Annotated in this window: 21 protein-coding genes; all 21 read right to left on the bottom strand. The window is 42.5% G+C overall.

Features of this window, described 5'->3' with window-relative positions; all coding sequences use genetic code 11:
* Positions 1–29 precede the first annotated feature (29 nt).
* The 21 genes from AC6I5C_RS01890 to AC6I5C_RS01790 all read right to left on the bottom strand — a co-directional run bounded on the left by AC6I5C_RS01890 (position 30) and on the right by AC6I5C_RS01790 (position 25,518).
* Complete coding sequence (locus tag AC6I5C_RS01890) at positions 30–1,787, bottom strand: cation:proton antiporter (protein ID WP_497903679.1); 1,758 nt, start codon at positions 1,785–1,787, stop codon at positions 30–32.
* A gap of 151 nt (positions 1,788–1,938) precedes the next feature.
* Positions 1,939–3,006 (bottom strand): ribosome small subunit-dependent GTPase A, encoded by a 1,068-nt coding sequence (rsgA, locus tag AC6I5C_RS01885; RefSeq protein WP_497903678.1) that lies wholly within the window; start codon positions 3,004–3,006, stop codon positions 1,939–1,941.
* A 164-nt stretch (positions 3,007–3,170) separates the two neighbouring features.
* A complete protein-coding gene (locus tag AC6I5C_RS01880) occupies positions 3,171–4,589 on the bottom strand; it encodes an amidohydrolase family protein (protein ID WP_497903677.1) in 1,419 nt (472 codons plus the stop codon).
* Between the two features lie 277 nt (positions 4,590–4,866).
* Positions 4,867–5,505: a DUF6266 family protein gene (locus AC6I5C_RS01875; RefSeq protein WP_497903676.1), complete on the bottom strand. Its 639-nt coding sequence runs from the start codon at positions 5,503–5,505 to the stop codon at positions 4,867–4,869.
* A gap of 679 nt (positions 5,506–6,184) precedes the next feature.
* The gene (locus AC6I5C_RS01870) at positions 6,185–7,177 is read right to left on the bottom strand and encodes a HupE/UreJ family protein (RefSeq protein WP_497903675.1); all 993 of its coding nucleotides are present in this window, start codon (positions 7,175–7,177) and stop codon (positions 6,185–6,187) included.
* Positions 7,174–8,046: a peptidyl-prolyl cis-trans isomerase gene (locus AC6I5C_RS01865; protein WP_497903674.1), complete on the bottom strand. Its 873-nt coding sequence runs from the start codon at positions 8,044–8,046 to the stop codon at positions 7,174–7,176. The genes AC6I5C_RS01870 and AC6I5C_RS01865 overlap by 4 nt, the downstream gene beginning before the upstream one ends.
* 6 nt (positions 8,047–8,052) lie before the next feature.
* Complete coding sequence (locus tag AC6I5C_RS01860; RefSeq protein ID WP_497903673.1) at positions 8,053–9,927, bottom strand: DUF3604 domain-containing protein; 1,875 nt, start codon at positions 9,925–9,927, stop codon at positions 8,053–8,055.
* Positions 9,928–9,965: 38 nt separating this feature from the next.
* Positions 9,966–11,861: a DUF3604 domain-containing protein gene (locus AC6I5C_RS01855; protein WP_497903672.1), complete on the bottom strand. Its 1,896-nt coding sequence runs from the start codon at positions 11,859–11,861 to the stop codon at positions 9,966–9,968.
* 43 nt (positions 11,862–11,904) lie between these two features.
* Positions 11,905–13,797 (bottom strand): DUF3604 domain-containing protein, encoded by a 1,893-nt coding sequence (locus AC6I5C_RS01850; protein ID WP_497903671.1) that lies wholly within the window; start codon positions 13,795–13,797, stop codon positions 11,905–11,907.
* Positions 13,798–13,929: 132 nt separating this feature from the next.
* A complete protein-coding gene (locus tag AC6I5C_RS01845) occupies positions 13,930–15,120 on the bottom strand; it encodes a ligand-binding sensor domain-containing protein (protein ID WP_497903670.1) in 1,191 nt (396 codons plus the stop codon).
* 233 nt (positions 15,121–15,353) lie between these two features.
* Complete coding sequence (locus tag AC6I5C_RS01840; RefSeq protein ID WP_497903669.1) at positions 15,354–16,910, bottom strand: arylsulfatase; 1,557 nt, start codon at positions 16,908–16,910, stop codon at positions 15,354–15,356.
* Between the two features lie 178 nt (positions 16,911–17,088).
* Entirely contained in the window at positions 17,089–17,985 is an 897-nt protein-coding gene (locus AC6I5C_RS01835) for a hypothetical protein (RefSeq protein WP_497903668.1), read from the bottom strand.
* A gap of 16 nt (positions 17,986–18,001) precedes the next feature.
* Entirely contained in the window at positions 18,002–18,601 is a 600-nt protein-coding gene (locus tag AC6I5C_RS01830; protein ID WP_497903667.1) for a c-type cytochrome, read from the bottom strand.
* 119 nt (positions 18,602–18,720) lie between these two features.
* Positions 18,721–19,470, bottom strand: coding sequence for a hypothetical protein (locus tag AC6I5C_RS01825; RefSeq protein ID WP_497903666.1), 750 nt, complete (start codon positions 19,468–19,470; stop codon positions 18,721–18,723).
* Positions 19,471–19,560: 90 nt separating this feature from the next.
* Positions 19,561–21,318, bottom strand: a complete 1,758-nt coding sequence (locus AC6I5C_RS01820) for an amidohydrolase (protein WP_497903665.1) — start codon at positions 21,316–21,318, stop codon at positions 19,561–19,563.
* Between the two features lie 140 nt (positions 21,319–21,458).
* The gene (locus tag AC6I5C_RS01815; RefSeq protein ID WP_497903664.1) at positions 21,459–22,217 is read right to left on the bottom strand and encodes a hypothetical protein; all 759 of its coding nucleotides are present in this window, start codon (positions 22,215–22,217) and stop codon (positions 21,459–21,461) included.
* 148 nt (positions 22,218–22,365) lie between these two features.
* The gene (locus AC6I5C_RS01810; protein ID WP_497903663.1) at positions 22,366–23,235 is read right to left on the bottom strand and encodes a cation diffusion facilitator family transporter; all 870 of its coding nucleotides are present in this window, start codon (positions 23,233–23,235) and stop codon (positions 22,366–22,368) included.
* A gap of 180 nt (positions 23,236–23,415) precedes the next feature.
* Positions 23,416–23,973: a hypothetical protein gene (locus AC6I5C_RS01805; protein ID WP_497903662.1), complete on the bottom strand. Its 558-nt coding sequence runs from the start codon at positions 23,971–23,973 to the stop codon at positions 23,416–23,418.
* A 128-nt stretch (positions 23,974–24,101) separates the two neighbouring features.
* The gene (locus AC6I5C_RS01800) at positions 24,102–24,524 is read right to left on the bottom strand and encodes a hypothetical protein (RefSeq protein WP_497903661.1); all 423 of its coding nucleotides are present in this window, start codon (positions 24,522–24,524) and stop codon (positions 24,102–24,104) included.
* Positions 24,525–24,538: 14 nt separating this feature from the next.
* Positions 24,539–24,967 (bottom strand): DoxX family protein, encoded by a 429-nt coding sequence (locus AC6I5C_RS01795; RefSeq protein WP_497903660.1) that lies wholly within the window; start codon positions 24,965–24,967, stop codon positions 24,539–24,541.
* 11 nt (positions 24,968–24,978) lie between these two features.
* Positions 24,979–25,518 (bottom strand): YfiT family bacillithiol transferase, encoded by a 540-nt coding sequence (locus AC6I5C_RS01790; protein ID WP_497903659.1) that lies wholly within the window; start codon positions 25,516–25,518, stop codon positions 24,979–24,981.
* Between the last annotated feature and the right edge of the window lies 1 nt (position 25,519).

Raw genomic sequence — 25,519 nt, 5'->3', positions numbered from 1 at the left:
ACTGCAGCATTGAAATGCGAGTTGTTATTTCATGTTATAAAATGTACCTTTTCCAAAGGTTGTAGTTGATGTCCAAAATGAAATAGTTTTTTATGCCCAGAGGGACCTTCAATCAAAAGTGGTAAGACATTTAAATTAGATGCCATCTGTTTTTTTATCCATGCCCTGCTATCCATTGGAACTGAAATTTGGTCAATGCCTTTAGAATATTCTTCCGAAGAAATCTTTTGGAACCAATAATTCACATCTACCCCAGAGGCAAAGAGACTGGAGGTATTGGACAGTTCCAAAATATCTATTCCTGCTAGGTAGTTGCTTTTGGAAAGTAAGACATGTGTGTTGGGTATCTGAAAACTGCCACTCGCTAATTGGGTTGCAAGGATATTGACTTCCGTATTAGCTGTTGCGGCTATAAAGGTCTCTATGGTAGCGGCACCGGTTTCTGCCAATACCTCTTCCTGTAGGGCATTCCCGTGATAGCAAACAAAACCCTGTTCATTGGTTTGTTTGACAATATCTTGGTTGGCGTCTATAAAGGTAATTTTGGTTTGGTCTTTTAAGTATTGGGCAATCAAAAGGCTTAAGGGGTTAGCTCCCAATATTAATAGGCCTTCACGTTTGTTGATCACTACCAGTTCCCCCCGTTTCTTCAGCCAATCGGTGGTCCATTTCAATAAAAAAGGAACAGTCATAGTAGTTAATATAGCCATAAATACCAGTATGGAAAATATCTTTTGGTCAATAATGCCCATTTCCAACCCAATACCGGCAATGATAATCTCTACTGCTCCACGGCCATTCATTCCTGCCCCAATGGTAACACCCTCTCTCCAGCCCAGCCTAGTTGGCAGATAAAATAGAGCAACCCCTAAGATCTTTCCAATTATGGCCATGGCAATAATGGTCAATAGCATGGGGAGGTCCGTATGAAATACGTCTAGATTTACCATAAAACCGGCCGATACAAAAAATACAGGCGCCAAAAAGCCAATGGAAACATCATAAAAGGCTTTATGTACTTCTTTTGAAATATTCTTGGGAAATAAATTGTCCTTGATAAAGAGCCCTGCCATAAAAGCTCCTAAAATACTGTGCATGCCTGCCAACTCCGCCAATTCTGCATAGGCTAGGGCCACAATAATAATGCTGGTGAAAAAGAAGGTGCTACTGGCCGATTTAAACCTAGAAAGATACCTCCCCAATCTGGGCAATAGGTAGATGCCAATAAGAATGGTCACTGAAAAGAAGGCAATGGCTTTAAGGGCCACAATTAAAAGTTCAGAGGCGTCAAAGGTTCCCATGGCAGCCACGCTAAGGATGCCGGCAAAAATCAAAAGTGCCAAAGTATCCGAAATCAATGCGCCGGCCATAAGCACGTAGGCAATCCGTGTGTTCAAGAGTTTTAGATCTACCAGTATTCTGCTTTTGGTGGCTAGGGAGGTCACGCCTACGGCCATCCCAACAAACATGCCGGCCATGGCATTGCCGCCAAACCAAATAGTGGCATAATAGCCTAAAGCAAATGGCACAACAAAGCCACCTATAGATGCCAAAAGTCCAGGCCAGGATGCTTTTTTTAGGTCTTTAAAATCAATCTCAATACCAATATACACCATCAGCAGCATGATGCCTATTTCAGAAAGCACCCTAATGGTTTCTGTATACTCCAACCACCCCAACAGCCCGGGACCTAATAGGATACCAATCACAAGTTCGCCTAAAATAGAGGGGTAGCCAATGCGTCTGGCAGCGGCCCCTCCAAGCCAAGCAGCTACAAGTACTGCCAATAGGTTGATGATATTTAGGTCGAAAGCTTCCAATGCCTCCTAAATATAAATTTTTTTCTACACTAAACCAATAGTTGTGTCTCTATGTGCTCGGGAAGTCAGTTTGTTGTGTGAATGTGGAATGCTGTGGTGTAATTGTCTAATGAAGCTTTTAGTGCTTACCTCGCTTTTTTGCGTTCTTAAATTCCTTGACCATTTTTCCGAATGCTTTGTCCTTTTTGCGTTTTTCTGCAATAGTGGCTTCAAAATGTTCTTTTTCCCGTTCCATTTTTAGGTAGTTGTCGTAGGACATCGCATCGATTTCGCCGCTATCCACAGCGGCAATAACAGCGCAACCTTGTTCGGAGGTGTGGGTACAATCTTTAAACTTGCACTGTTTAGCTAGTTCCAAAATGGTTTCAAAAGTGAGCTCCAAACCTTCGGTAACATCGGTAATGCCTACTTCCCGCATGCCGGGGTTGTCTATAATGATGCCCCCGTTGTCAAGTACCTGCAGTTCCCGGTGTGTGGTAACGTGGCGCCCACGGCTGGTATGCTCGCTGATGGCATTGGTTTTCATCAATTCTTGTCCTGACAGTGTATTTAAAAGTGTCGACTTTCCTACCCCGGAAGAGCCGAGCAAACAGTAGGTTTTTCCTTTTTCTATAAGGGCTTTTACGATATCAATCCCTTGTTGGGAGGTGTTGCTTATGGCAAAAACAGGAATTTTAGGCAGTCTTTTGGCAATGCTTTCCAATAGTTCCGAAAGAACTTCCTTTGATACCAAATCAATTTTATTCAAAATGATTACCGGATCTACTTTTGAGTCATTGCAAATAGTCAAGTACCTTTCAATTCGGTTGATACTGAAATCTCTGTCGGCAGCTTGTACTATAAATGCTGTGTCTATGTTGGTAGCAATGATTTGTGCATCTCCTTTTTTGCCCACTGCTTGCCGTTGCAAAATGGAAGTTCTTGGAAACACGGCATGGATAAGGACCTTATCGGTATCGTAGTCGGAAATGGCGACCCAGTCTCCAACCGCAGGAAAATCTGCTCTGCTTTGGGCCGTATACCTTAAGTTGCCCAATATTTCTCCTTCATAGTCCTGTTCTACCGTTTTTACAATATAGCGCTCCTTGTGTTCGGCAATTACCCGTCCTACTTCAAAGCTGTCAAGGCTATGTTGTATGCGATAGGTTTCCAAACTGTTATTGTATCCTAAATCTTCAAGTGTCATTTTTAAAGAGGGATTTAAAACAAGTAAAGGCCGATGATGTTGCTTTGGTCAATCAGCCTAAATATGGTCTATTAAAGATAGTGAATTTTTAGGCCTGCTTAATTGTTCTACAGAAAGAATAGTAGTTGTAATGTCTCTAAAAGAAGTGTCATCTTAATATTGACTCAGTTGTTAATGGAATCCAGCATAGCCGCGATGCGTTCCTTATCATAGATATTGCCATGTTGAATCACCATAAAAATGGTTTCAGTGTTCTCAATGTTTTCCAAAGGGTTTTTGTCCAATAGCACTAGGTTGGCTATTTTTCCTTTCTCAACAGTACCAAGGTCATGCATTCTATTTAAAAATATGGCGGGATTTATGGTAGCCGTTTGTAGTGCTTCCAAAGGTGTAAGCCCAGCTGCTACAAATAACTGAAGTTCATCATGGAGGTCATAGCCTGGGTATATAAAAGGCGTTATATAATCAGTGCCGGCAAGAAAATGGGTGCCTGCATCATTCATAGGCTTGATGACTTTTAGAATTTCATCAAATAACCTAGAGGCCACTTCTTTATATGCATCATCTGGCGCAACGATTTCTTCGGAATTGGAAGTGTCGTTTATGTCATACCAAGTGTCCAGTTCATCCTTTAGGATATATTTGTTTTTTTCCGGATGGTAGGAGAGCGTGTCGTTCCCGGCCCAACCCCGCCACATTACCAATGTAGGGCAAAACCAAGTGTTGCCAGCACTGGTAATCTTAGAGATTTTAGGATATAAATTGGAATCTAGAGAATCCAGGAATTGTGCATAATACTTAGGAACATTAAAAAGGCCCTCGCTATCAAAAAAAGTAGTGTCTCGGTGGTCAATTCTTAGGGCCAAGGCCTGTTTGTTTGTTAAGGCTTCCTGTAAGGCAACCGTGTGTTCTATGCTTGCAACGCCCGCTTTTATGGCCTCTTCGTGGGTTACCGACAGACTTAGGTGCGCCACCATGGGGATGTTTTGTTTCTGGCATTCATCAGCTATGGCAAAAAAGGTTTCCCTAGAGAGTCCCAATCTAGTCTTAACAAAATCAAAGCCAAGGTCTTTTTGCCGTCGTACCTCCTGCCTGCCTTCTTCGGGGGTATAGCTGTGGTCAAGCTCCAAAGCCATGCCATGGGGGCCATCGCCCTCAATGGTATTGCCCGCACAGTAAAATTCAAGGCCGTTGTAAACACCCTTCTTCCTCTGGTTTAAATGATATAATTTGCCGTTCCCGTCCAATTCCCGTATCCCCAATACGCCATTGGCAATAAGAAGTTTTGGCACCCAATTGAAGGAGGCTGTATGCGCATGCATATCCCAAAGAGCCGGAATAACATACTTACCCGAACAGTCTATTGCTGTAGCCTGTTTGGGAAGTTTATCTCTGTGCGAAGTAAGCTTTTCAATGTGCTCGTCCACAATCCATAAATCTTGCCCATAGGCTATGTTGCCGCTTTTTATATCAATAACATTCAGGTTGCTCAATACCGTAGCATCAGGATGTTTGGTAGTACATCCTAAAGCACAAAGTATCATTGCAATACCAATAATGATTATGGAGAAGGATGGTTTCATGGCAATTCGAAATATGTAACAGGTAGCTTAAATATAATAAATCTTAACAAACCCCTGCTTTGCTTCATCCATGTAAGCGGTGTTGGACCTCTGTTGAAATAGTTTCAACCTATGGCTATTGACCACGCGATGCATTAGCTGCGCTGAATTTGCGATTTCGCGCGTCAGCACACAAAGCCGCTCCCGCTCGATTGTATCGCGCGGCGATCAAGAAATTATGAGCATCCTATTTTGGGATGCTCACAATTCGTTCTGCATTGCATAAAAGTTATAGAAGTTACACTTCCACCACCCCAAAATAGTCACTCAGTGACGCCGTTTGGGTATTGGTGTCCATAAAGGCGGCCCATACGTGCCATTGCATCCCTTCGCTAACATCGGGGAGCGACATGCTGAATTGTTGCGCGTTTCTAGGGGTTTCCGTGAGTTGCCAAAGATAATTGAGGGTTTGTGGATTATATAGAACGATAATTAGTTTGTCGGTGGGATATGCCATGGCCTTATGGCTGTTGTCTGTCCACTGCAGTTGCAGTTGACTGGAAAAGGAAAGTTGTATGGTCGCATCTTCCAGGCCTCTCAAGGAACCCATGGAAACAAGGGCCTTGGAGTAATTTATACTAAAGTTGTTTCCTTGTTGTAGTAATGCCTCGCGCAAATGGTACGACATGGCGGTGTTATAACCTGTTTTTTGTAGTTCCGTAGCGTCAAAAGTTTCTGTGAGCAATTGCTTTAACGGACTTAAAAACGCAGAAACTGTTTTAAATTTTTGGAGTTGTAATTGTTGAGTTGGGGTGGGTTGGTGGTTGGTGTTCGCCGGTATGTTGCGCAACACATTGATGCCTTTACAGGAATTGCCTAATAGAGGACCTAATTTTCCTGAAACGCCTCCCATAATCCCTTTGGGAAGTTGTGCCATGATGCAAAGTTTAGTTAAATGGTTAATATTGGGCTTTTAAATTATTGTATTTCTGTGAGTTACGCAAAATATTGTGAGATTTTTTTTTGATTTTGTCTTACTTTCTTCTGCCTATCTATGGGTTTTGTTCGACAATTCTTCGTGTTTTCCCAGTAAAATGGGGCTTTTACGAACAATTCTCGAAGGAAACACGAAGAAGGAGTGAGTAAAGGTGGGTGAATAGAGACTTTTAAGGGGTGGATGGGTTGGTGTTTGTTTAGCTGTTTTCGGTTGTTCATTTTGGCTACGCCGAATCTTCGATTTCTTTGCTCATTCAAATGCGAAGCATTCATGAACACCTTAAAATAGCGTGAATAAATAAAATGAACATAGAGAAAAGTTCTTTTATATCTTATAATCCGTTATAATGACAGACCATTGCTTACCAAAACCTCATACTATCCCAAACAAAAAATGCCCCATTCAGGGCATTTATAAATCTAAAGGGGGCTTATTTAAAACCTATAACTTACGGTACTTTTGGCAAAAAACGGTGTGCCTGGGGTAAAGTGAATTTCCTCTACGGGTACAGCCTCATTAAACAAGCGACTTTCGGTGGCAAACTGGGTTTCGTTCTAGTCTACATCAAACAGGTTTTCAATGATAAGGCTTCTGTGTAGTAAAGGAAAATTTTTATGTGTTAACCAAAAAATCCTACCACACGTTCAATAGTCCAAAAGGCAGCAATGCTTCCAATGGCATAAGCCGGAATGTTTTTCACAACCAGAGGCCAGTCTTTTTTTAGTGACAATAACCTTAAAATACCCAATACTGCAACTACAAATGCCAACTGTCCCAATTCTACACCTACATTAAAAAAGGCCAATGCCAAAGGAATTTCAGGTTGTGGCAGACCTACTTCCGTTAGGGCACCTGCAAATCCAAAACCGTGGAGCAATCCAAAACTGAAAGCGACCAACCATGGCTTTTGGGCAGTTAAGGTGGGCTTTCCTTGATGGATTTTGGTCATTTCAAAAGCTAAAAACACAATACTCAAGGCAATGATGGCTTCCACTGGTGGGCCGGGAAGGTTGGCAAAGCCCAGTACGGCCATACTTAAAGTAATACTGTGTGCCAGGGTAAAGGCGGTAATGGTGGTCACTAATTTTTTAAAGCCTTTGGTAATGATGATGAGGGCCAAGACAAACAATAGGTGGTCGATACCAAACCAAATGTGTTCCACACCCAACACCGTGTAGGTTTGTACGATCTGCCATTTGCTACTGCTCCCGGGTAAAAGGGCCATGGGTGCATCTGGGTGCAGCATCAGGGAGACCTTTTCGCCGTTGAGGTAGGTAATGTTAACCAAAACGTCTACCATGGTTTTGTTGAGGTTGACAATTTCAATAGGACTGCCTTCCAATGGACGGTTACCACTTAGGATGTAGTTGTGTATCATGGCACCGCTTACGGGTCTTGGGATTCCAGCTTCACTAAGCTGAAAACCATCCTCGAAACGTGGGTATATCTTTAGTGATAGGTCTCCCATGGCAGGAACTTTCCACAAAATTTGGTACTGGTTGTCGCTTTGCTGTACAATCTGTAAATAGGCGGGCCTGATCTCGTGGGCACCAATGGGGAGGGTCAACAATAGCGCAAGCGTCAATAGAATATAGCGTAGGGAGCGTTTCATGGTTGTTGGTTTTGGGCCAGTTCGTCAATAGTTGCTTTTTCAAGGTTGTCTGCTGTAATGCGCACCTTGTAATTGTCCTTAAGCGCTTTTAGGATGGCTGCTTGGCTTTCCTGCTCCATTTGGTATTCGTAGTCGCGCTGTACCTTGTCCTTCACGTCTGCAAAGTTTGGAATGCTTGGCGGTGTTCGTGATTCAATGAAAACCAAATGCACCCCATAGCCAGACACGACGGGTCCTGTCCATTGCCCGGTGGGCAAGGTTTCTAACTGTTGGGTAAACTGTTCCCCAAATTCGCGGTTCAGGTAAAAGGCATCGGTGTCTTGAAGGGCATAATCCAAAAGGAAGGGATCGCCCTTTTCGCGCATGTCCTGTGTGTCTAAATCACTATATTCCTTTAACACCGCTTTGGCCTTTTCAAAAGGATTCATATGATTGTCTGCCGTAAACAGTATTTGGTACAGGTTATACCTGTAAGGTGTGGCAAAGTCTTTTTTATGCTCTTCAAAATAGGCTTTTAGGTTCTCTTCGGAAGCTGGTGCCACCAAACCGGAAAGGTCCTGCCCAAGGAATTCCATCTTTTGGGCGAGCCTGCGTTTTACAATCTCGTCGTTATGGTCTAGGTTCATCCTGAGGGCTTCCCGGTACAAGACTTCTTGGTTCACATATTTGTCGATAAGGCCCTGTAACTCTTCTGAGGTTGGAGGTCGTTGCCATTGCATGCGCCAAAGTTCGGCCATATGTTCAACATCTGCATTGTCAACAATGATATCCTGTTCGGTATCGCTTTTGTTTACTTGACTATACAACACAAATAGTAGGGCGCCTAGCAGGAAAAAGTGGATCAGGGGTTCTTTAAGTAGTTGTTTCATTTAGAATTAGTTTGGTTTATACCATATTGGACTACTCCAGGCACGTTCTTGAATGCTTGCAGGCAAATCCTTACGAGGTTCTCTTCCTAATTTTTTTGCATCGTAGGTGCTCCATCTGGGCGTGGGAATTTGAATGACTCTTACATAGTAGAACGCATACAGTTCAGCATTAAAATCGGGATCGGTCCATACGGTTTTCAATTCGGTGGCTCCAATATCGTTGGTATAACTAGCTTCGGCGGCATTTACAGTATTGCCTACCGGAGCTGCTTTGCCCATGGCATCTACCGTTCTGTTATCGGAAAGCGCAACATTGTAAATTTTTTCTTGAGCCGCACCTTTGTCATCAATCCATCCCTTTATCACCTGGATACGGTCAAGATTTGCACCATTGGCTTCCTTTAAAGCATGAATGATAAATGAAGGGGCTTCACCTGTTGATGCTTTCAAATCGCCTCCCATTGGGACACCTGCGCTATAGGCCGTTTGTACCCATTCAGCACTGCTTAGTATATTTTTATCGAAGCCATAACCGCCAAACACACGTACTTTCATGCGGGGCCCAGAGGTAGCATAGGTTTCCTTTCTTTTTATAGCTTCAAAAACAGCCTCCCGTGTATTGGATACGGCCCATACCGCAGCGACGCCACCACTACTGAACTGTCTAACCTGTTTCGCAGCGGCATCACTAACTCCCGGAGGTCCGTCTAAACGGTGTTTTGGGTCGTTTTCAAAGCCGAATTTCCCCGTATAGTTGTCTTCTTCTATAGTCGATGCTGAATTATGAGTGTCTGAATCTCCTATGAAACCATATTTAAACGGGTTTCCCTTATCTGCTTTTTCATATTGCATACCACGAATCAGGGCTTCACGCATATAACCGCCTTTTTTATTTTTTGGAGGGGTTGCAGTAGAAGCCAAAGTATAATCCCAAAGTTCAAAATTGGCAAATTCGTCGTTAGGCGATAAGGCAGGGTGCGTTTCTGAGGTGCCTTTAATTTGGGTGATTTCGTAAACAGGCTCATTACGCATACGGGTTTCAGAATAGGCCTTGCCAATTTTACTGCCGCCATAAGATTCTTCAACAGGAAACATTAAACCGTCACTGGCATTTCCGTTATGTGGAACGGCCAATAGCTCATTGCCTTGAGCGCGTTGGCTATCCATCCATGCCCATAATTTTTCTGGGACATCCGAATCGATGGCTGAAAAGGGTACGTCTGCCACATGCTTGGTGTCCTTAAAAATAACAATGCGATGTAAGTTTCTCCATTTGGGATTGGAGGTCCACTCATAGCCTGCCATGGTGGTAAATTTACCGGGCTCGTAATGTTTATCTGCAATGTCAATGATTTCTGCCCATATGTTCTTCTGTAGTTCTGGGTTGCCTAAAATACTATCGTTCCTTCCATTTGAGATGTCATCCAAAATTTTGGTATAGGCATCAAATGATTTTTTAGGATCGTCTCCTGTGACATCTGCGGCAAGTGGGTGTTTGCTTGCCGGACTGCTTGGGTCTGCCATTAAAGGCAATGCCCCCATAAACTCTGAGTGGTCTGACACGATATACCAATCTAATGGGACTTTTATTTGAAGAGGTGTCCCATCGCCACCGCCAGGAATACTTTCGCCTTTGGCCCAGCGATAGGCATCATCGGGGCCTGTTACAGAGCCGTTGATATAGCCATCAAAAGACCAACTGGTATGCACGTGAAGGTTCCCAAAATACACCTCTTTATTAGGGTTTACCTTAATGGTTGTTTCAACTAAAGTAGAATCAATTTTCTCAATAACACTTTTGTCGCTACTGCTTTTTGGGTCATTTTTACACGCTACCAAAAACATTATGGATAGCACAGTGCTTAATAATAATGACTTCATAATAACTGGTTTTAATTTTGAAATAAAACGTTTTCAATTTAGTTTGGGTTATACCAGATTGGGGAACTATAAATGCGTTCTTGAATGGTCGCGGGATGATTTGTTTCTTTTACATCAATACCCAGTTCAATAGCATCGTATAAAGAATATCTAGGAGTTGGGATTTCCAGAACTCTCACATAATAAAAGGCACTTTGGCTAGGGTTGAAATCTAGATCTTTCCAAAATACTTTTAGTTCGGTATCTCCAATGGAATTGGTGTATTTTCCTGTTTTTAGGTCTACAGTGTTGCCTACTTTTTGCTTACCGTCTGTTCTGCCGTCGGATAAGGCGACATCATATATTTTTTCTTCAGCTGTGCCATCGGCTTTTAACCAGCCTTTAACCACTTGAATCCTATCCAAATTGGCGCCGTCAGGGTCTTTTAATGCGGATATCAAAAATCCAGGAGCCGCACCATTGGCAGTTTTATTTAAATCGCCACCCATAGGAACCCCTTTGTCATAGCCTGTTTTTACCATATCTGCATTCAGGTCGTTTTCAGCAAAATTATAGCCGCCAAACACACGTAAGGTGATGCGTGGCCCTGTGGTAGCATAGACTTCTTTACGTTGAAAGGCATCCACAATGCTCTGGCGCGTATTGCTTTCGGCCCAAACGCCTACCCATCCAGCAGCGCCCATATCCCAGCCTTTGGAAGACCCAATGCCTGTAGGGTGAGCACGTTTTTTGGGTTCGGAATCATGTTGGCCTTTACCAGCAAAGTTGGTTTCTTCAATGGCAGACATTCCTGTATGGGAATCGGAGCTGCCCACAAATCCAATTTTATAAGGGTTGGCTCCAATTTTCTTTTCAAGTTCCAATCCGGTTTTCAGTCCAGAGCGCACATAGTCTGCTTTGGTTGGGGCAGGTCGTGTGCCATCTGGTGTTAAAGCAAAATCATAGGTTTCAAAATCGGCAAACTCATCATTAGGTGACAAGGCTGGGTGAGCTTCAGAATCTCCTTTAATTTGGGTAATCTCTACAGAACGCTCCCACTTCATTCGAGCATCTGCATATGCCTTATCAATAGGTTTACCATTCAAGCGAGTTTCGGGAAACATTAGTCCCAAACTAATATTGGGGTTATGGGGGATGGCTACAAATTCGGCACCTGTTTTTTGACTTGTGGTCTCCAGCCAGGCCCAAAGATCTTCAGGGTTGTCACTATCTAGAGCACTATATGGAATAAACTGTTTGGCCACATCGCCGCCTTGAGGCATAAAAACCACTCTGTGCAGGTTGGCGCCACTGTTATTGGAAGACCATTCCCAACCTATGAGTGTGGTGAATTTTCCTGGATTGTTGTGCTTTTCGGCTGTTTCTACATAGCGTGTCCAAGCTTCTTTTACTTTGTTGCCTCCAATGTCGTTGACTAAATCTTTAGCGCCGAGATTGGCATCGTTGGGTTGGTCGAACGCAGCATAATTTAGGATATCGTATATTTTTTGCATGTTCTCTTCCGATTTGTTGGGAGCGATTGCTAAGAAAGCTTTTCCGGTTTTTGTGTCTGAAATACCCGTTGTGTTTTCATACATTAATGGAATAGAGCCTATTAACTCGGAGTGGTCGGCCACCACAAGGAAATCTAGAGGTTTGCTTAATTTCCAGGGTTTGCCCGTGGTAGGGCTTGTCACTTTTTCCCCTTTGGCAAACCGATAGGCAATTTCTGGGGTTGAATTTGGGGTTCCGAATAGGAACACATCAAAAGAGTTGCCGGTGTGGTTGTGGGTATCTCCCCAATACACATTTTTTAAAGCATTGGAAGGTACCTTAGTGGTCATGGTGGTTTCCTCAGGGGAAGAATTAAGAGCAATGCTTGTTTCTTTAGGAGTATCCTTGCAGCCTACCACAATGATAACCGAGAACATGAGGCTTGAAATAATGGCTTTCATAATAATCTATACTTTGTTTTAAAAATGCAGGTGTCTCAATAGATTAGGGGTTATACCAAATAGGCGAGGTATAGGCCCGTTCCTGAATGGTTCGCGGTACATCGTCTGTCATGGTAAGGTTGTAGTTCTTCATGTCGAAGATGGTCCAACGGGGGGTTGGAATTTCAATAACCCTTACATAATAGAAGGCCTTTAACGTTGGGTCGAAATCGGGATCTTGCCAAAAGGTCTTCAATTCGGTGGCGCCAATGGTATTTTCCCATGAGGCATTTTTCACGTCTACGGTATTGCCTACAGGAGGTAAGTTGCCTTTGGCATCCAAGCTGCGTTTGTCGGCATCTCCCCAAACTACATTATAGACTTTTTCGTGGGTATTGCCACTGGCATCCAGCCAGCCTTTCACTACTTGAATACGGTCTAGATTTCCGCTGGTTGGGTCTTTTACGGCATGGATCAAGAAGGTAGGTGCCTTGCCCTCTGGGGCTGTTTTAAGGTCGCCCCCCATAGGCACGCCTTTGTCGTAACCAATTTGTACGCTGTTGGCATCGGCAATATCGGCATCGGTATAGTTGAAGCCTCCAAAAAAGCGCACGGTCATTCTAGGACCGGTAGAGGCATAGGTCTCCTTGCGTTTCATGGCATCCCAAAGGGCTTCTCTTGTGTTGGATGTAGCCCAAACACCTGTATATCCCGAAGCACCCAACTGCCACCCACGAACAAATCCGGAAGGAAAATCCAAAGCTTTTTCAGACCAACGTTCGGCACTGGGTTCAGAGGAAGCATATTTTCCCCAATAATTGTCTTCTTCGGCAGTGGTAAGCGCCGTATGGGAGTCGGTACCTCCAGCAAAACCGTATTTAAAGGGATTCACCCCCAGTTCACTTTCCAGTTTTAAACCATCTTTTAAGGCCTTTCTAGCGTATTCGGTTTGTAGCATGTCTTTGGTTTTAGGCACCATCACAAGATTCCCTTTGTCCCAAAGTTCAAAATTGGCAAATTCATCGTTTGGCGATAAAATGGGATGGGTTTCGCTGGTGCCTTTTCCTTGAGTGATTTCGTAGAGGACTTCATATTTGTTTCGAAGCGTGGCCAATTCCTTGGTCAATGGAGACCCGTCGAAAGCCGTAGTTTTAAACATGAGTCCGTTTGATAGGTTTCCGTTATGCGGAATAGCCAATAGGGAACCGCCAGTTTTGGCTTCAAAATTTGCCATCCATTTCCACAGGTCTTCTGGGTTCTCCGAATCGAAGGTGGTCATCGGACTCATCTGTTTAGCGATATCCCCACCGTCGCGGTAAATCACGTTACGGTGCAGGTTGTTACCGCCCCCAAAATTGGAAGTCCATTCGTAGGCAATAAATGCGGTGAACTTTCCTGGGTCATTAAACTTCTCAACAATGTCGATATTTTTTAGCCAAACAGACTTGGCAAATTCCGGATCTGTAAAAACGGGAGGAAGGTTGTTGTTGGATTGACGGTTGATGAGGTCCATCATTACCGCAGCAGCTTTTTCGCCTCCGGCTTCCATGTCGGCATGGTATTGGGCTACAATAGGGTCGCCCATAACGGCTTCATCTCCGTCGATAACAGCAGTAATTACCCCAGCGCCATCGGAGTGGTCTGTAATGGCCAACCAGTCCAAGGGGCGGTTCAATTTGGCTTTTTGCTTGGTGGCACTGATGACTTCTTCCCCTCGGGCAAAACGTAAGGCCCCTTCTGGTCCTAGGCGGGTCCCTACGGCACCAGCATCGGCAGACCAAGCAGTGTGCAAGTGCTGGTCTCCCCAATACACATTTTTTAAAGGATTGGTTGGCACACTTGGTGTTATAGCTTCTTTTTCGGCAGGAGTATTGTCGGTTGTGGTGTCTTCTTTTGGAGTGTCTTTGCAGCCCAGTATGAGGAAAAGACTAAGAAACGGTAATAGCAGTAGTCTCATAATACCTGTATGTTTTCATTATATTAAGATGAAACGTAGGTAGCTTAAGATTTACAGAGGGAACTACTAAGGTAGCGTTTTTCTTTGGAAATGAATAAGGTAACTCTTTAAAAATAGAAGATTACCTATTTGTTAGTTCCATGGGCCGTATTTGCCCACGTGGTAAAAGGAAGTGTTGTTTTCTTTGGCTTGGTCCTCGCTAAAACGGAAGAGACCTTTCCAACCACCTAGCCAAAATCTGCCTTGACTGTCCTGAAGCATACTGATGATACCTTGGGATTCCAAGCCGTCTTTTTCGGTGTAGTGGGAGAAGTCCTTTCCATCGAAACGGTAGATGCCGTGGTGTTCTGGGGCAATCCAAATGTTTCCTTGGGGATCTTCATAAAGTGCGCCAATTTCTTCCCCTTGAATGGTGCCATTTTGGGTGACATGTTCAAAGCTTTGGCCATTAAATCGGCTGAGTCCTCCAAACATGCTGCCAATCCAAAGGTTGCCGTTGCGGTCTTCCAAAAGACCATTGATATTGTTGTCCTGAAGACCATTGCTTTTGGAATAGATGGTGAAAGCACTTTCTGTTGCGGTATGCGTGGCATTTGGGATGTATTTGCAGAGACCAAAACCATCGGTGCCAAACCATAAATTACCTTTTCTGTCTTCCAAAATGGTACTCACCCTATCATACGAAATGATGGATGTGGTATCCTTTACCGTAGCTTTAGGAATCGGGAAGGCTTTAAACGTTGCTCCATTGAATTGATACACCCCTTTGGAAGTTCCTAGCCAGAATAGTCCGTTGCGATCTATGATCATGCTCCAAACTTCTCTGCTTGGCAATCCATTTTCTTCTTTGTAGCTGGTAAAGCTGTTACCGTTGTAACTGATAATGCCATTGCCTGTGGCAAACCAGAGATTGCCTTGTGCGTCTTCGGTAATTTGGTTGACCCTATTGGCTTGAAAGCCCTCTTCGGTAGTGAAATATTCCACTTGGTTGTTTTGCAATTTGATGACTCCATAGTGGTTGGTAGCCATCCAAAGATTGCCTTTGGAATCTTCGAACAAATCCCGTACCCAATGGCAGAGTTGGTCATTATAAAACAAATCCACATGGAAATCGTCTGGAAGCGGTCTGCCCTTATATAGGGATTTAGGACCTTTCGCTGTATCAAAAATGGAAAACACTGTGGTGTCTGTTTCAACGTTAGGAGCTTCAGATATTTTGGTTTGCTGAGGTTGTTTACAGGAACACAACAGGAGGAAGGCTAAAAACAAGCTGTAGTAGTTGGAGTGTTTTTTGGAGAATATTGGGGAGCTTGCTGTTGCCATACTTTGGTGTTGCCTAGGGTAAAAACTTTTAATATTGAAACGTGCAGTTCTCGATACAAATTTCTTGTAGAAATTCACTCGAACTGACGTTTATTAGTGATTTTACATAAGATTAAAGATAGTACTTTTTTATTCTGATTGTTATGAATGGTTTAAAACACAAAAGCGTTATGCAGAAACAGGTTAGGGACTGTGCTACATAACGCTTGCATCATGCTAGATACATAATATGTTTATTGCCTAGAATCGGCTTTTAATATTTTATCGATGGCCTTATTAATGTCTAAAGAAGCTGCTGCTTGTCTGGGAGGATAATCCTTAAAGGTCATAAGGTGGGCATTTAAGTAACCAATAGCTGGCTGGAACACCCAAGACTTATGCATAATTAGATGAAAGGCCGTAAGGTCATCGTATTTTTCATAAGGGTCTTTCCTTAAGTTGAACAGTCGTGGCATGGTATGGGTAATCATGTCGTCAAAATAGCGTGCCTTGGTGGCAAAGTGCATTTTCCACGGGCCCACACGCATGGCGGTAAGGCTGCTTTCGTAATAATAGAAAAAGTAGTTACGGGCTGAGGTATCTGTTCGTCCTGCCCAATAATCCCAATTGTTAAAACCGTCGATATAAACTTTATAGTTCATGTCGCCTACCTTGTAGCCACTTCTTAGTTTGGTACTGATATCTGGAGATCCTACGGCAGCCATTAACGTTGGCAAAACATCTTCATGAGCAGAAATACCATTGCGGACCAAGCCTGCAGGAATGTGTCCTGGCCAACGTACCATAAAAGGCGCTCGTAACCCGCCTTCCCATGTGGTCATTTTTTCACCTCTAAACATGGTAACCCCGGCGTCTGGGAACGTACTTTGTTCAGGGCCGTTGTCGGTAGTATAGATGACGATGGTGTTGTTGTCTACGCCCAATTCTTTTAAGTAATCCAACAACTGCCCAACATGGCCGTCGTGCTCAATAAGTCCGTGACCAAAAAGATCCATGTCTGTACTGATGCCTGTGGCCAAATTTTTGGATTCCTCTTTAAGGTGGGTGTACACATGCATTCTACTAGTAGCATGCCAAATGAAGAAGGGTTTGCCGGCATCTTTGGCACGGCGCATAAAGTCTTTGCTTTTGCTCACCAAGACCTCGTCAAAGGTTTTCATTTTTTCTGAAGTCAATTGGCCTACATCTTTAACGGTTTGTTTGCCGATCACTCCAAAGCGAGGGTCTTCGGTTTTGTCGAACTTGTCGCTGGCATAGGATTCTATGACGCCTCTAGGGCCATATTTGTTGGCGAATTCTTCAGTTTTTGGATAATCGCCTTGTTCTGGTTCTTCCGATACATTGAGGTGGTACAAATTGCCGTAAAATTCGTCGAAACCGTGTACGGTAGGCAAGTGTTCGTTGCGGTCGCCTAAATGGTTTTTACCAAATTGCCCTGTCATATAGCCAAGAGGTTTTAAAAGTTCGGCAATGGTAGGGTCTTCGGGTTTGATGCCGAGTGGGTTTCCTGGTTGCCCTACGGTGGTAAGACCGGTTCTTACAGGTTTTTGTCCGGTAATAAAGGCGGCTCGACCAGCAGTGCAGCTTGGTTGGGAGTAGTGATCTGTAAATATGGCCCCTTCCTTGGCAATCCTGTCGATATTGGGTGTGGGATATTGCATGCCCAAGGAGTAGCAGCTAAGCGAATTGGGAGCTACGTCATCTACCATGATGACTAAAATATTAGGCTTTTCCTGGGAGAAGCCCAGTAAACTTAAACTCAAGAGTAATGTAGTAACAACATGTTTCATAATAGTATCTATTGGTTATTAATAAGAGATTTTACGACCGTTAAGATTAGGGCTTGAGAAAGTTTAGTTGTAGGGGGTATCTAATTTAATAAAATATTTCTTTCAAAATATTGAATTGCAGTGAATTATATTTTTATTGTTTTGAAAATAGGTAATTTGGACATATTAAGTTTATATCCTACCAAATTTTAGTGGATGTACCATTGGAGCTTAGTTTGATAAGGTTTGGTTTGGGGGTACTGCCGTCAAAGATGAGTTCTGAGGCAAACAATAGTTGGTCCTTACCCATAAAGGCTACCCAATGTGGGGTTAAAGGAGGGTCGTGCTTGTATAATATCTGTTTATTGCCTTGGGCGTCAATTATCTCAAAACTTCGTCTTCCCCAGTAGGCTATGAGCAATTGTCCTTCATGAAAATCAACATCAAACACTTTGTTGCGGTCCAGAGGGGCATTGGTAATTTTCGGTTCTGTGATATTATTCCACTCTTGAAGTATGCTTCCTGTTTGGGTTGCCATGAAACAGGAGGTATCTCCCAATAGAAGTATTGTGTCGTCAGGTAAAGCCCTAATGCGGTTGATGGGGGCTTCAAATTCAAAATATAAGGAAGGCTCTCCATTTTTTTGAAGAATGTAAACACTTGGGTACTTACCGAAGACCATTTGGGTGTCCGAAAGCATGAAGAACCCAGCTTCTCCAATGTGCCATTGGTCTTCAAACCACTCCCAAAGAACTTTCGGCTTTTGGTTTTTAGTTGTTTTAAGGAGACGAATTTCAAAGGTGTCGGACGCTTGTAGGTATCGCCGTTCCAAGATGTAAATGTCCTGACCTTTGGCATAGAGCATAAAATCACTCACCGGATATTCAGATTTTAGGAATACTCGAGGAGTACTGCCATTTTCCCATACCATGATACAAGCGTGGTGCTGCACATCATCAATAGGATGGATATAGGACCAAAATACTTGCTTGTCCACTACAATCATATTTCCCGTTGGGTGGGCCCAAATGCTTGAAGAATTCAAAATTACGATGGCCAACACCCAATAGGATTTGATATGTTGTAATGCAGACATGTTTTTTTACATGGACTTACATTTGGTCAGGAGCTACAGGTGCCGGTACCACATTTTCCACAGGTTTGATGCTTTTTAGATACATGAACATGGCATGAAGGTCCTCATCCTTGATATTGGCAAAATTCATCCAAGGCATAGGAGGAAGAAGCATACGACCATTGTCCATCCCTTTAAATTTGCCTTCGGTCAACGCTTTTTTAAATTGCGCTTCGGTCCAGCTGCCAATACCGGTGTCGTCCGGCGTTAGGTTGGCGGCAAAGGAGATGCCCCAAGGACCTGCCGCAGCTGTAAGGTCTGGATAAAACATGGCGAAACCTTCCTTGATCATTGGGCTGTCAAATGTAACTACAGGTCTATCCGATGGGTAGCCCGATAACAATAGTTCAGGAATAAGTTCGGGGCCGTTTGGGCCTACTTTTTTGGGTGAATGGCAGTCGTTGCAGCCCATAACCCCAACAAGATATTTTCCTTTTTCAATAACGCTTTCAGGTGAAGGTGTGACTACTTCAGCAGTTGCACTGGCGGTTTGATAGGTTTCTTCTTTGCAGGATACAATACTTAATGAGGCTGTTAAGGCAATTGCCAAAAGTGTTGATTGGTGTTTGAATGTCATAGGATTGTTGTTGAAACAGACGTGAATATACTCGCCTGTTGTTGGTTAATGCCTCTAAGATAGTAAAAGCGACTGGAAATTTCTAAATGTTGTGTATTAGCGATTTAGAAGACTTGTATTTATGCTGAAAAGGAGATCCAATCTACAAACTTCATCCAGGTTTTGGAAGCATATATTTGCGGTGCAAAAACAAATACATTAACCATGAACATGGATAGTGGGTAAAAGTAAAATAAGACACTAAAGCGTTTTTCTTTTTTTAAGGCCGTTCGTAAATCATAAATTAACAATGGCAGTGCAATTATTAGGTCAACAACCATTGTAAAGATGGGGTTATCTGGAATTCCAAAGGCTAATGGAATTCGATCTATCCCTGTATTGGCGAGTAGTAAGGTGCCATAAAACATCAATCGTTTGTGGTGGAATGGCGATTTTCTCATGGCAATACCAATAAAAAGAAGGGGGATCACTGTGAGCAGGCTAAACCCAAATATGCCCACTAAAAAACTAAGTCCTTCAATTGGGATTTCAGGGTGGCTGGTCCTAGCTGAAATGATAAGGTATAGCGTACTCAAGGTCAATAGAATTAGAATTACAAAGGCTGCCTTTCCTGCTTTGGTATGCCACTGTATTTTTTTGCGAAATACCAATTGGGTTTGAATAACATAAAGTAGTATCCAAAGGAATCCAAAAATGCCATGTAATATATAGCGGGAGGCTGCCATATTGATGCCTTGTGAAGCTTTGTTCCGAATGCCGGCACTGAATCCAACAATGCAAAATATCAAAAATAAAATGGCGGTGGCAGCAAAATAATAATGCTCGAATTTCTTGTGGTGGTCCTGATTTGAAACTACTGTGGTTGGCATGGTCTTCGTTTCTTTCTTTTTAAAGTTAGTTAAAAATCAGAAATAAAGCAATTTAAGGTGTTTTGTCTGTTTTGCGGACTGTCTGTTTTCTTATGATTTAATCGCGACTGTTGAAACGAGTCTTCCTTTGTGAACTACACCAAGAATGGGAATGTCCTTAATGGTTTCTGGAGCCACTTTAAAAGGGTTCTTTTTTAGAATAGTGAAATTGGCTGTTTTACCTTCCTTAATGGAGCCAATAGTGTTTTCTTGGTTCAGGGTTCGTGCAGCGTTTATGGTAATGCCCTGCATGGCTGTAAAAACATCTACTTTTTGATCTTGTGAAAAGTGGCTTTCTTCGGCGGTTTCCCTATTGATGGCAGTCCAAGCCAATAGCAATGGGTTTGCGGGAGCCATGGCAAAATCGGAATGGTAGGATACAGGAAAGCCACGTTGGCTGAGTTCTTTAATTCTTACTAGGTTTTCGGCGCGGTCTGGTCCAAGTCCAAATTCAGAATATTTGTCTGACAGGGCCCATAAGTAGTAGGGGTTTACGGAGGCTTCCATGTTAAGTGCTTGCATTTGTTGGGCTATACTTGAGTCAAAATAGCCCATGTGATGAAGGGTAAAGCGATGGTCTTTTCTTGGGTGGTTTTTTTGATCCTTTTTGTTGTAGTCCAATACTTGTTGTATGCCCAAATCGCCGTTGGCATGGACATGGATTTTGTAATCGTTGTTCCAATAAAAACTCAATTGTTCTTTAAATAACGGCAGGGGGGTCATCCATTCTCCTTTAAATTCTTCACTTAAATAGGGTTCCTTCATTTGCATGGCCAAGGAATAAATGGCGCCATCGGAAAACAGTTTTACCTGCTTTGGCAAGAAGGTGATATTGTCTGTATTGTATTTGGTGGGCATGGCCTCCATAGCTTCCATAGCCTTGGCATTGTCGTTTCCGTTCATACTATAGAGCTGTGTACCATTGGGAATTAAAAACACATCATAGGGTGGGTTTTTGTCCATTTCATCTTTTAATAGGTTGTATTCCATATCAAAATCGGAACTGGGAAACCCGGGTTCTGCTATAGTAGTGATGCCGTTTTTAAGCATGAGTTGGCTCATCATGGCCAATCCTTTTTTATAGGAATCTGGGTTGATGAGGTAGGGAGCAATAGCTGGTACTAGGGCCAACCAGCCGCCTTCAAAGAAATGGCCGTTTTTCCAATCTACCTGCGGATTGCCTTCAAAATCGGCTTCTTTGATTTTGAAGAGCTCTACGGCTTTGTCATTCAAATAGATTTCGTGAAAAGATCTGTGGATGATGCCAATGGGCGCATCGGGGCACAATAGGTTTAAGGTGTCCTTGGACATGGGGCCGTGCCATAATTGATGGTAGCCCCAAACAAAGAGCATTTTGTCTGCTTGTGCTTTGGTTTTTATTACTTTTTTGAGACGGGTTTTGTATTCTTCGGGGGTTTTGGCTGCTTCTGTAGCTCCCGTAGGTTTGTCCCAGCCATGAGGTGCAATGGTTTCATTGGGAAGCATGATAGCGGCGATAGAAGGGTGTAGATGGGGTTCTATAAAACCAGGCATGAGGGTGTTCCCTTCTAAATTGTATTGGGAAGCCTGGGGGTATTTACTAAGGGCTTCCTCCTTTGTGCCAACATACGCTATGTTGCCGTTTTCCCTCACCACAGCTTCGACATATTGGGCTTGCTCCCCTTCCATGGTAATGATGTCTCCACCAAAATAAAGGGTCTGTTCGCTGTTGGTTTTTACTGGTGTTTCGGTTGTGTTAGTTTCCTTTTGTTTGCAGCTCATAAACATAATCAGTGCAAGCAAGACTACTATTGGTTTGTTGATTTTCATGATGACACAGTTGTTGGATGTTAAATAATAGTCATTGTAAAAGAAGAGTTATCGAATGAAAACTTTTCAATGACTAATTTACAAAATTAGTGTCTTAACTTTTTGGTAGTCAGCTGAATGTTTGTTTTTTTTATGGAGTGCTATTCCCAATAAATCTCTACATGGGTATTGTTAAACATAGGATCTTCAAAGTCGCCTTGGGGTTCGCACCACATGGTTTTGGGCAAGGTCTCCATGTCTATTTTGTAGTCTTCATCTACAATGCCTCCTTGCGCCTGAAACTCTATTAGTTTGCCTAATAAATCTATAATGGCTTCTTCCTTATCTTCTGGAACTTCTTGAATGCTGATGTCGGGTCTGCCGTATTTTCGCATTCCTCGTGTGTGGAACCACTTGGTATTGTCGTCATCTTCGTCATAACAAAGAATCATGACATGTTCTTTGGGTTGTGGGGTGTTGGGAGTGAAGATGTTGTCTTTCCAGTCCTTTTTATCCCAAAAGGTCACCGTTTGTAAATCGTAAACAGCTACACCGCCGTGATCCAATAAATAGGTCACCAAGCCAATCACGTCTCTGTAATAGTTCAAAGTATTGGTGTCAGGGACATTGCCTACAAAAATATAGCATTGCTCTGCTGCTTCAATTTGCAGGGCTAGGTTAGGGTTGTCCTCTTTTAGTGTTTCCCAAAAGTAGCCTTCCAAATAGCTTTTAGGAACTTCGGGGTGGGCATTGGGACCATACTGCATCAAGTCGATACCTTGTGGAAGTCCTTTGGTATGGTATTGTGCTCCCGATAGTTTAAAATCCACATCAAAATCGCCATACACTACATAAAACATATAAGGGCTGTCCAGCGGCCTGCTGAAATGTACCCGAGTCCAGTCGTTAAGCTCTGCCATAGTTGATTAGTTTTTTAGTATGGTTGATTAAAACCTAAGCAGAACTATCTTTTCAATAGGCGGTTAGGTTGCGTTGCTTAAATATAAATTATTTCTGAACAACTACATACACTTTATTTCAACTAAAAAAAGCGGTGTTCCTAAAGTTTTACTCGTTGGGTTCAATATGGATGAGTACGTGCCCAATGTTAGGGATGTGTTCCCTTAGGTAGTCTTTTAGGTCGTGGGCAATATCGTGCCCTTCGGTTACGGTAATGTTGCCGTCAACCCTAGCGTGCAAGTCCACATGGTAAGTAATCCCCGATTTTCTTATAAAGCATTTTTCGGTGCCTAAAACGCCTTTTACTTCCAGTGATTTTAAGCGTATTTCTTCAACGAGGTCGTCATATTGGTGTTCGTCCATAATTTCGCCTAAAGCAGGACGTAATATCAGGTAGCTGTTGTACAGAATAAAGCCGGAAGCCAATAGGGCCGCCCAATCATCGGCGGTTTCATAACCTTCTCCAAAAACAAGCGCAATGGAAATACCAACAAACGCCATGATGGAAGTAATGGCATCACTTCTATGATGCCAAGCATCGGCTTTTAGGGCGCTGCTGTGTGTTTCCCTACTTTTTCTAATCACTATTTGAAAAGAGATTTCCTTCCAAATAATGATGCCTCCCAACACCAATAAGGTCCAAGCTTTGGGAACCTTATGGGGAGTTTGAATATTTTCGATACTTTCATAAGCAATGATGGTGGCCGAAGTCACCAAAAAAGCGACTACAATAAACGTAATCAAAGGTTCTATTTTGCCATGACCGTAAGGGTGGTTGTCATCTGCAGGCCTGCTGGCATATTTAAGTCCGAATAACACCAAAAGCGACGAAAAAATATCTGTGGTAGATTCTATGGCGTCTGCGATAAGGGCATAGGAATTCCCAAAAATACCCGCAATCCCTTTTATTAAGGCCAAACAGGTATTGCCAATAATGCTAAAATAAGCGGTACGTATGGCGGAGTGTTCTTTAGTCATGCAATGTGTTCAGCAGGAGCGTTGCCTAAATTCAAAGTCTATTGCTGTTTTGAGATTGAGCTAACGCTGTGACAAAACTACATCATTTCTGAAGAAATTCCATTGCCTTATTGTGCTTGGAATCGTCGGTAAATTTAAATAGAGGAAGAGGTTTATGATTTCAACTGAACTGAATAAAGCCTACCAACAATGCTCATTGTAGTAGGTGATAATGCCCTCTACATTTCTTTTTTTTAATTCTTTGGATTCAATTTTATCCATAAGTGAAGTGCAGGAACTGAAGATTTTCAAATGCTTCTTTTTGATTCTCATACCAATGCGAATAATGTCGTCGTTGACCTTTATGTAATAATAGGAAGGGTCGTTGTTTCCTTTGGTGGACATGCTTGCCATAACCGTGGCTGCATTGGGAAAGTTAAAGTTTTGATTGTACATCTCATCGCAATATAAGGTAATGGACCCTTTTAGTGTTTCATGTAATAGTTTTGGCGTTTCCTTATCTTGAACCAAAATGTATTTGTAGTGTTTTCCTTCGGTGTCAAAGCCATCAATACTGTGATAGTCGTATTCCACAACCTCGGCATCTTCATTGACTTTGAATTTAATACCGCCTTCTGTTTTTATCTTAATGAGGCCTTTGGAAAGAGAGCCGTCTTTAAAAAAAACGGTGCCCCTGTTATACTCGGCATGGGACAATAAGCAAACGAATAGAAAACATAGGGTGAGAAGCGGTTTCATAGTAGGTAGGTTTAGGATATCTAATTATAAATACGGATGTTATCCCTATTTTGGACTTCTTAACCTTACATTTAAGCTTTATTTTCTTACATAATGAAGAGTATATATAACAACTTTGTTGGCAACTGTTATTTTATTATTTTCCATTTTGATTTTTCGGGATTATTAATAACATAAGTCAATCTTTCAATCTTAAGAGACTCGCATAGATCCTTCGTTTCTTTACCTAAAGAATATAAAAGCTTAATTGTATCACTTTTAAATTTTATATTCAGTTGATAGTTTCCACAAGCATTTCCTGCAGAAAAAGTTTTAGCTATAATGATATCTTCAAAGTAATTTACTTCAATTCTATCAGTGTCAAATTCATAATCAATCCAATTACCATTCTTAAACATCGCTCCTGGTTCACCTACTTCTTCAGATTTAAATCCGATTAAATTTTCGTTAATAGGCGTTTTAGATTCTTTACAGGAAGTTAAAATCGGAATTAAGGTCGCTAAAATTAAAAATGTCATTATCAAACTGTAATCTTTACATGATACTGTCATACACTACTCTATTTCTACTTATCCTTAAAAATCAAACTGTCCAATTCCCAATGTTTTTCTTGCAAAGCACTTAAGGCAAAGGCTGCTGCTGCGGCCGTAAATACCGAATAATCAAAGGCGCCCTTAATGCCTGTTGAAAAGGTCATTGCAATGCCAAACAGGAGTAATAACAGGCCGCTTAATTTGGCAAACAGTTCTGTTTTAAAGCCAATAATTAGGCAAAGTGCAAATAGGATTTCCAATACGGTGGCTAATGTTCCTGCTATAGAAATCATGCCATTAGGTAACCAAGGAATGATGGCTTGGGTGTAGTCCAAAAAATTGGACCAATTGCCCCAAACCGATATGTTTTCTGGCCATAGGCCAAAGCGATCTGCGACCGCCGATAAAAAGGCAGTGGCAATAGAAAGTCGTAAGAATAGTTTAACCAATTTTGGGTTCATGTTGTGTTTATTTATTGATAAATGCCGTTAGATGTCAGCCCATTTTTTACATGTGCCAAATGGTGTTGGCAGTGCCACGAATAGATGCCTATGGTTTGTGTGAGACTCAAAGGTTTTTCGTGCTCTGGGTGAATGAACTCACGTGCCAATTGTTCTGGAGATAAACTTTTTAATAGTGTTGTCCATTTTTGGTGCAGCCCTTTCAGCAGTGCCATCGATCCCGAAATGTCATCATCAAGGTCGTCGGGCAATTCGGCCCAACGGTCTTCAAAATAAGGTTTAATGGTTGGCATGTCTTCTGTTAGGGCCAGCTTAAAACGCATGATACTGTTCATATGGCTGTCCGTGCAATGGTGGATTACTTGCTTTACGGTCCATCCATTGGGTCTGTATTTCCAATTGAGTTGCGCTACAGATACATCCTTTGTCAAGTCTTCCAATTGGGAGGGGAAGTTTTCTATGTTCTTGATCCACGATTCCAATATTGTAGTATCTGGATTGGCTGTGGGCGTGTAAGGGCCAATGGGGTATTTTAATGCTTCTATATCCATG

Source organism: Mangrovimonas sp. sgz306409 (assembly GCF_059735265.1).
This window is presented reverse-complemented; position numbering and strand designations above follow the sequence as displayed.

Excerpts from the sequence above, each read along its gene's own strand:
- rsgA (WP_497903678.1), bottom strand. The coding sequence starts at position 3,006 with ATGACACTTGAAGATTTAGGATACAATAACAGTTTGGAAACCTATCGC.
- AC6I5C_RS01880 (WP_497903677.1), bottom strand. The coding sequence starts at position 4,589 with ATGAAACCATCCTTCTCCATAATCATTATTGGTATTGCAATGATACTT.
- AC6I5C_RS01875 (WP_497903676.1), bottom strand. The coding sequence starts at position 5,505 with ATGGCACAACTTCCCAAAGGGATTATGGGAGGCGTTTCAGGAAAATTA.
- AC6I5C_RS01870 (WP_497903675.1), bottom strand. The coding sequence starts at position 7,177 with ATGAAACGCTCCCTACGCTATATTCTATTGACGCTTGCGCTATTGTTG.
- AC6I5C_RS01865 (WP_497903674.1), bottom strand. The coding sequence starts at position 8,046 with ATGAAACAACTACTTAAAGAACCCCTGATCCACTTTTTCCTGCTAGGC.
- AC6I5C_RS01860 (WP_497903673.1), bottom strand. The coding sequence starts at position 9,927 with ATGAAGTCATTATTATTAAGCACTGTGCTATCCATAATGTTTTTGGTA.
- AC6I5C_RS01855 (WP_497903672.1), bottom strand. The coding sequence starts at position 11,861 with ATGAAAGCCATTATTTCAAGCCTCATGTTCTCGGTTATCATTGTGGTA.
- AC6I5C_RS01850 (WP_497903671.1), bottom strand. The coding sequence starts at position 13,797 with ATGAGACTACTGCTATTACCGTTTCTTAGTCTTTTCCTCATACTGGGC.
- AC6I5C_RS01845 (WP_497903670.1), bottom strand. The coding sequence starts at position 15,120 with ATGGCAACAGCAAGCTCCCCAATATTCTCCAAAAAACACTCCAACTAC.
- AC6I5C_RS01840 (WP_497903669.1), bottom strand. The coding sequence starts at position 16,910 with ATGAAACATGTTGTTACTACATTACTCTTGAGTTTAAGTTTACTGGGC.
- AC6I5C_RS01835 (WP_497903668.1), bottom strand. The coding sequence starts at position 17,985 with ATGTCTGCATTACAACATATCAAATCCTATTGGGTGTTGGCCATCGTA.
- AC6I5C_RS01830 (WP_497903667.1), bottom strand. The coding sequence starts at position 18,601 with ATGACATTCAAACACCAATCAACACTTTTGGCAATTGCCTTAACAGCC.
- AC6I5C_RS01825 (WP_497903666.1), bottom strand. The coding sequence starts at position 19,470 with ATGCCAACCACAGTAGTTTCAAATCAGGACCACCACAAGAAATTCGAG.
- AC6I5C_RS01820 (WP_497903665.1), bottom strand. The coding sequence starts at position 21,318 with ATGAAAATCAACAAACCAATAGTAGTCTTGCTTGCACTGATTATGTTT.
- AC6I5C_RS01815 (WP_497903664.1), bottom strand. The coding sequence starts at position 22,217 with ATGGCAGAGCTTAACGACTGGACTCGGGTACATTTCAGCAGGCCGCTG.
- AC6I5C_RS01810 (WP_497903663.1), bottom strand. The coding sequence starts at position 23,235 with ATGACTAAAGAACACTCCGCCATACGTACCGCTTATTTTAGCATTATT.
- AC6I5C_RS01805 (WP_497903662.1), bottom strand. The coding sequence starts at position 23,973 with ATGAAACCGCTTCTCACCCTATGTTTTCTATTCGTTTGCTTATTGTCC.
- AC6I5C_RS01800 (WP_497903661.1), bottom strand. The coding sequence starts at position 24,524 with ATGACAGTATCATGTAAAGATTACAGTTTGATAATGACATTTTTAATT.
- AC6I5C_RS01795 (WP_497903660.1), bottom strand. The coding sequence starts at position 24,967 with ATGAACCCAAAATTGGTTAAACTATTCTTACGACTTTCTATTGCCACT.
- AC6I5C_RS01790 (WP_497903659.1), bottom strand. The coding sequence starts at position 25,518 with ATGGATATAGAAGCATTAAAATACCCCATTGGCCCTTACACGCCCACA.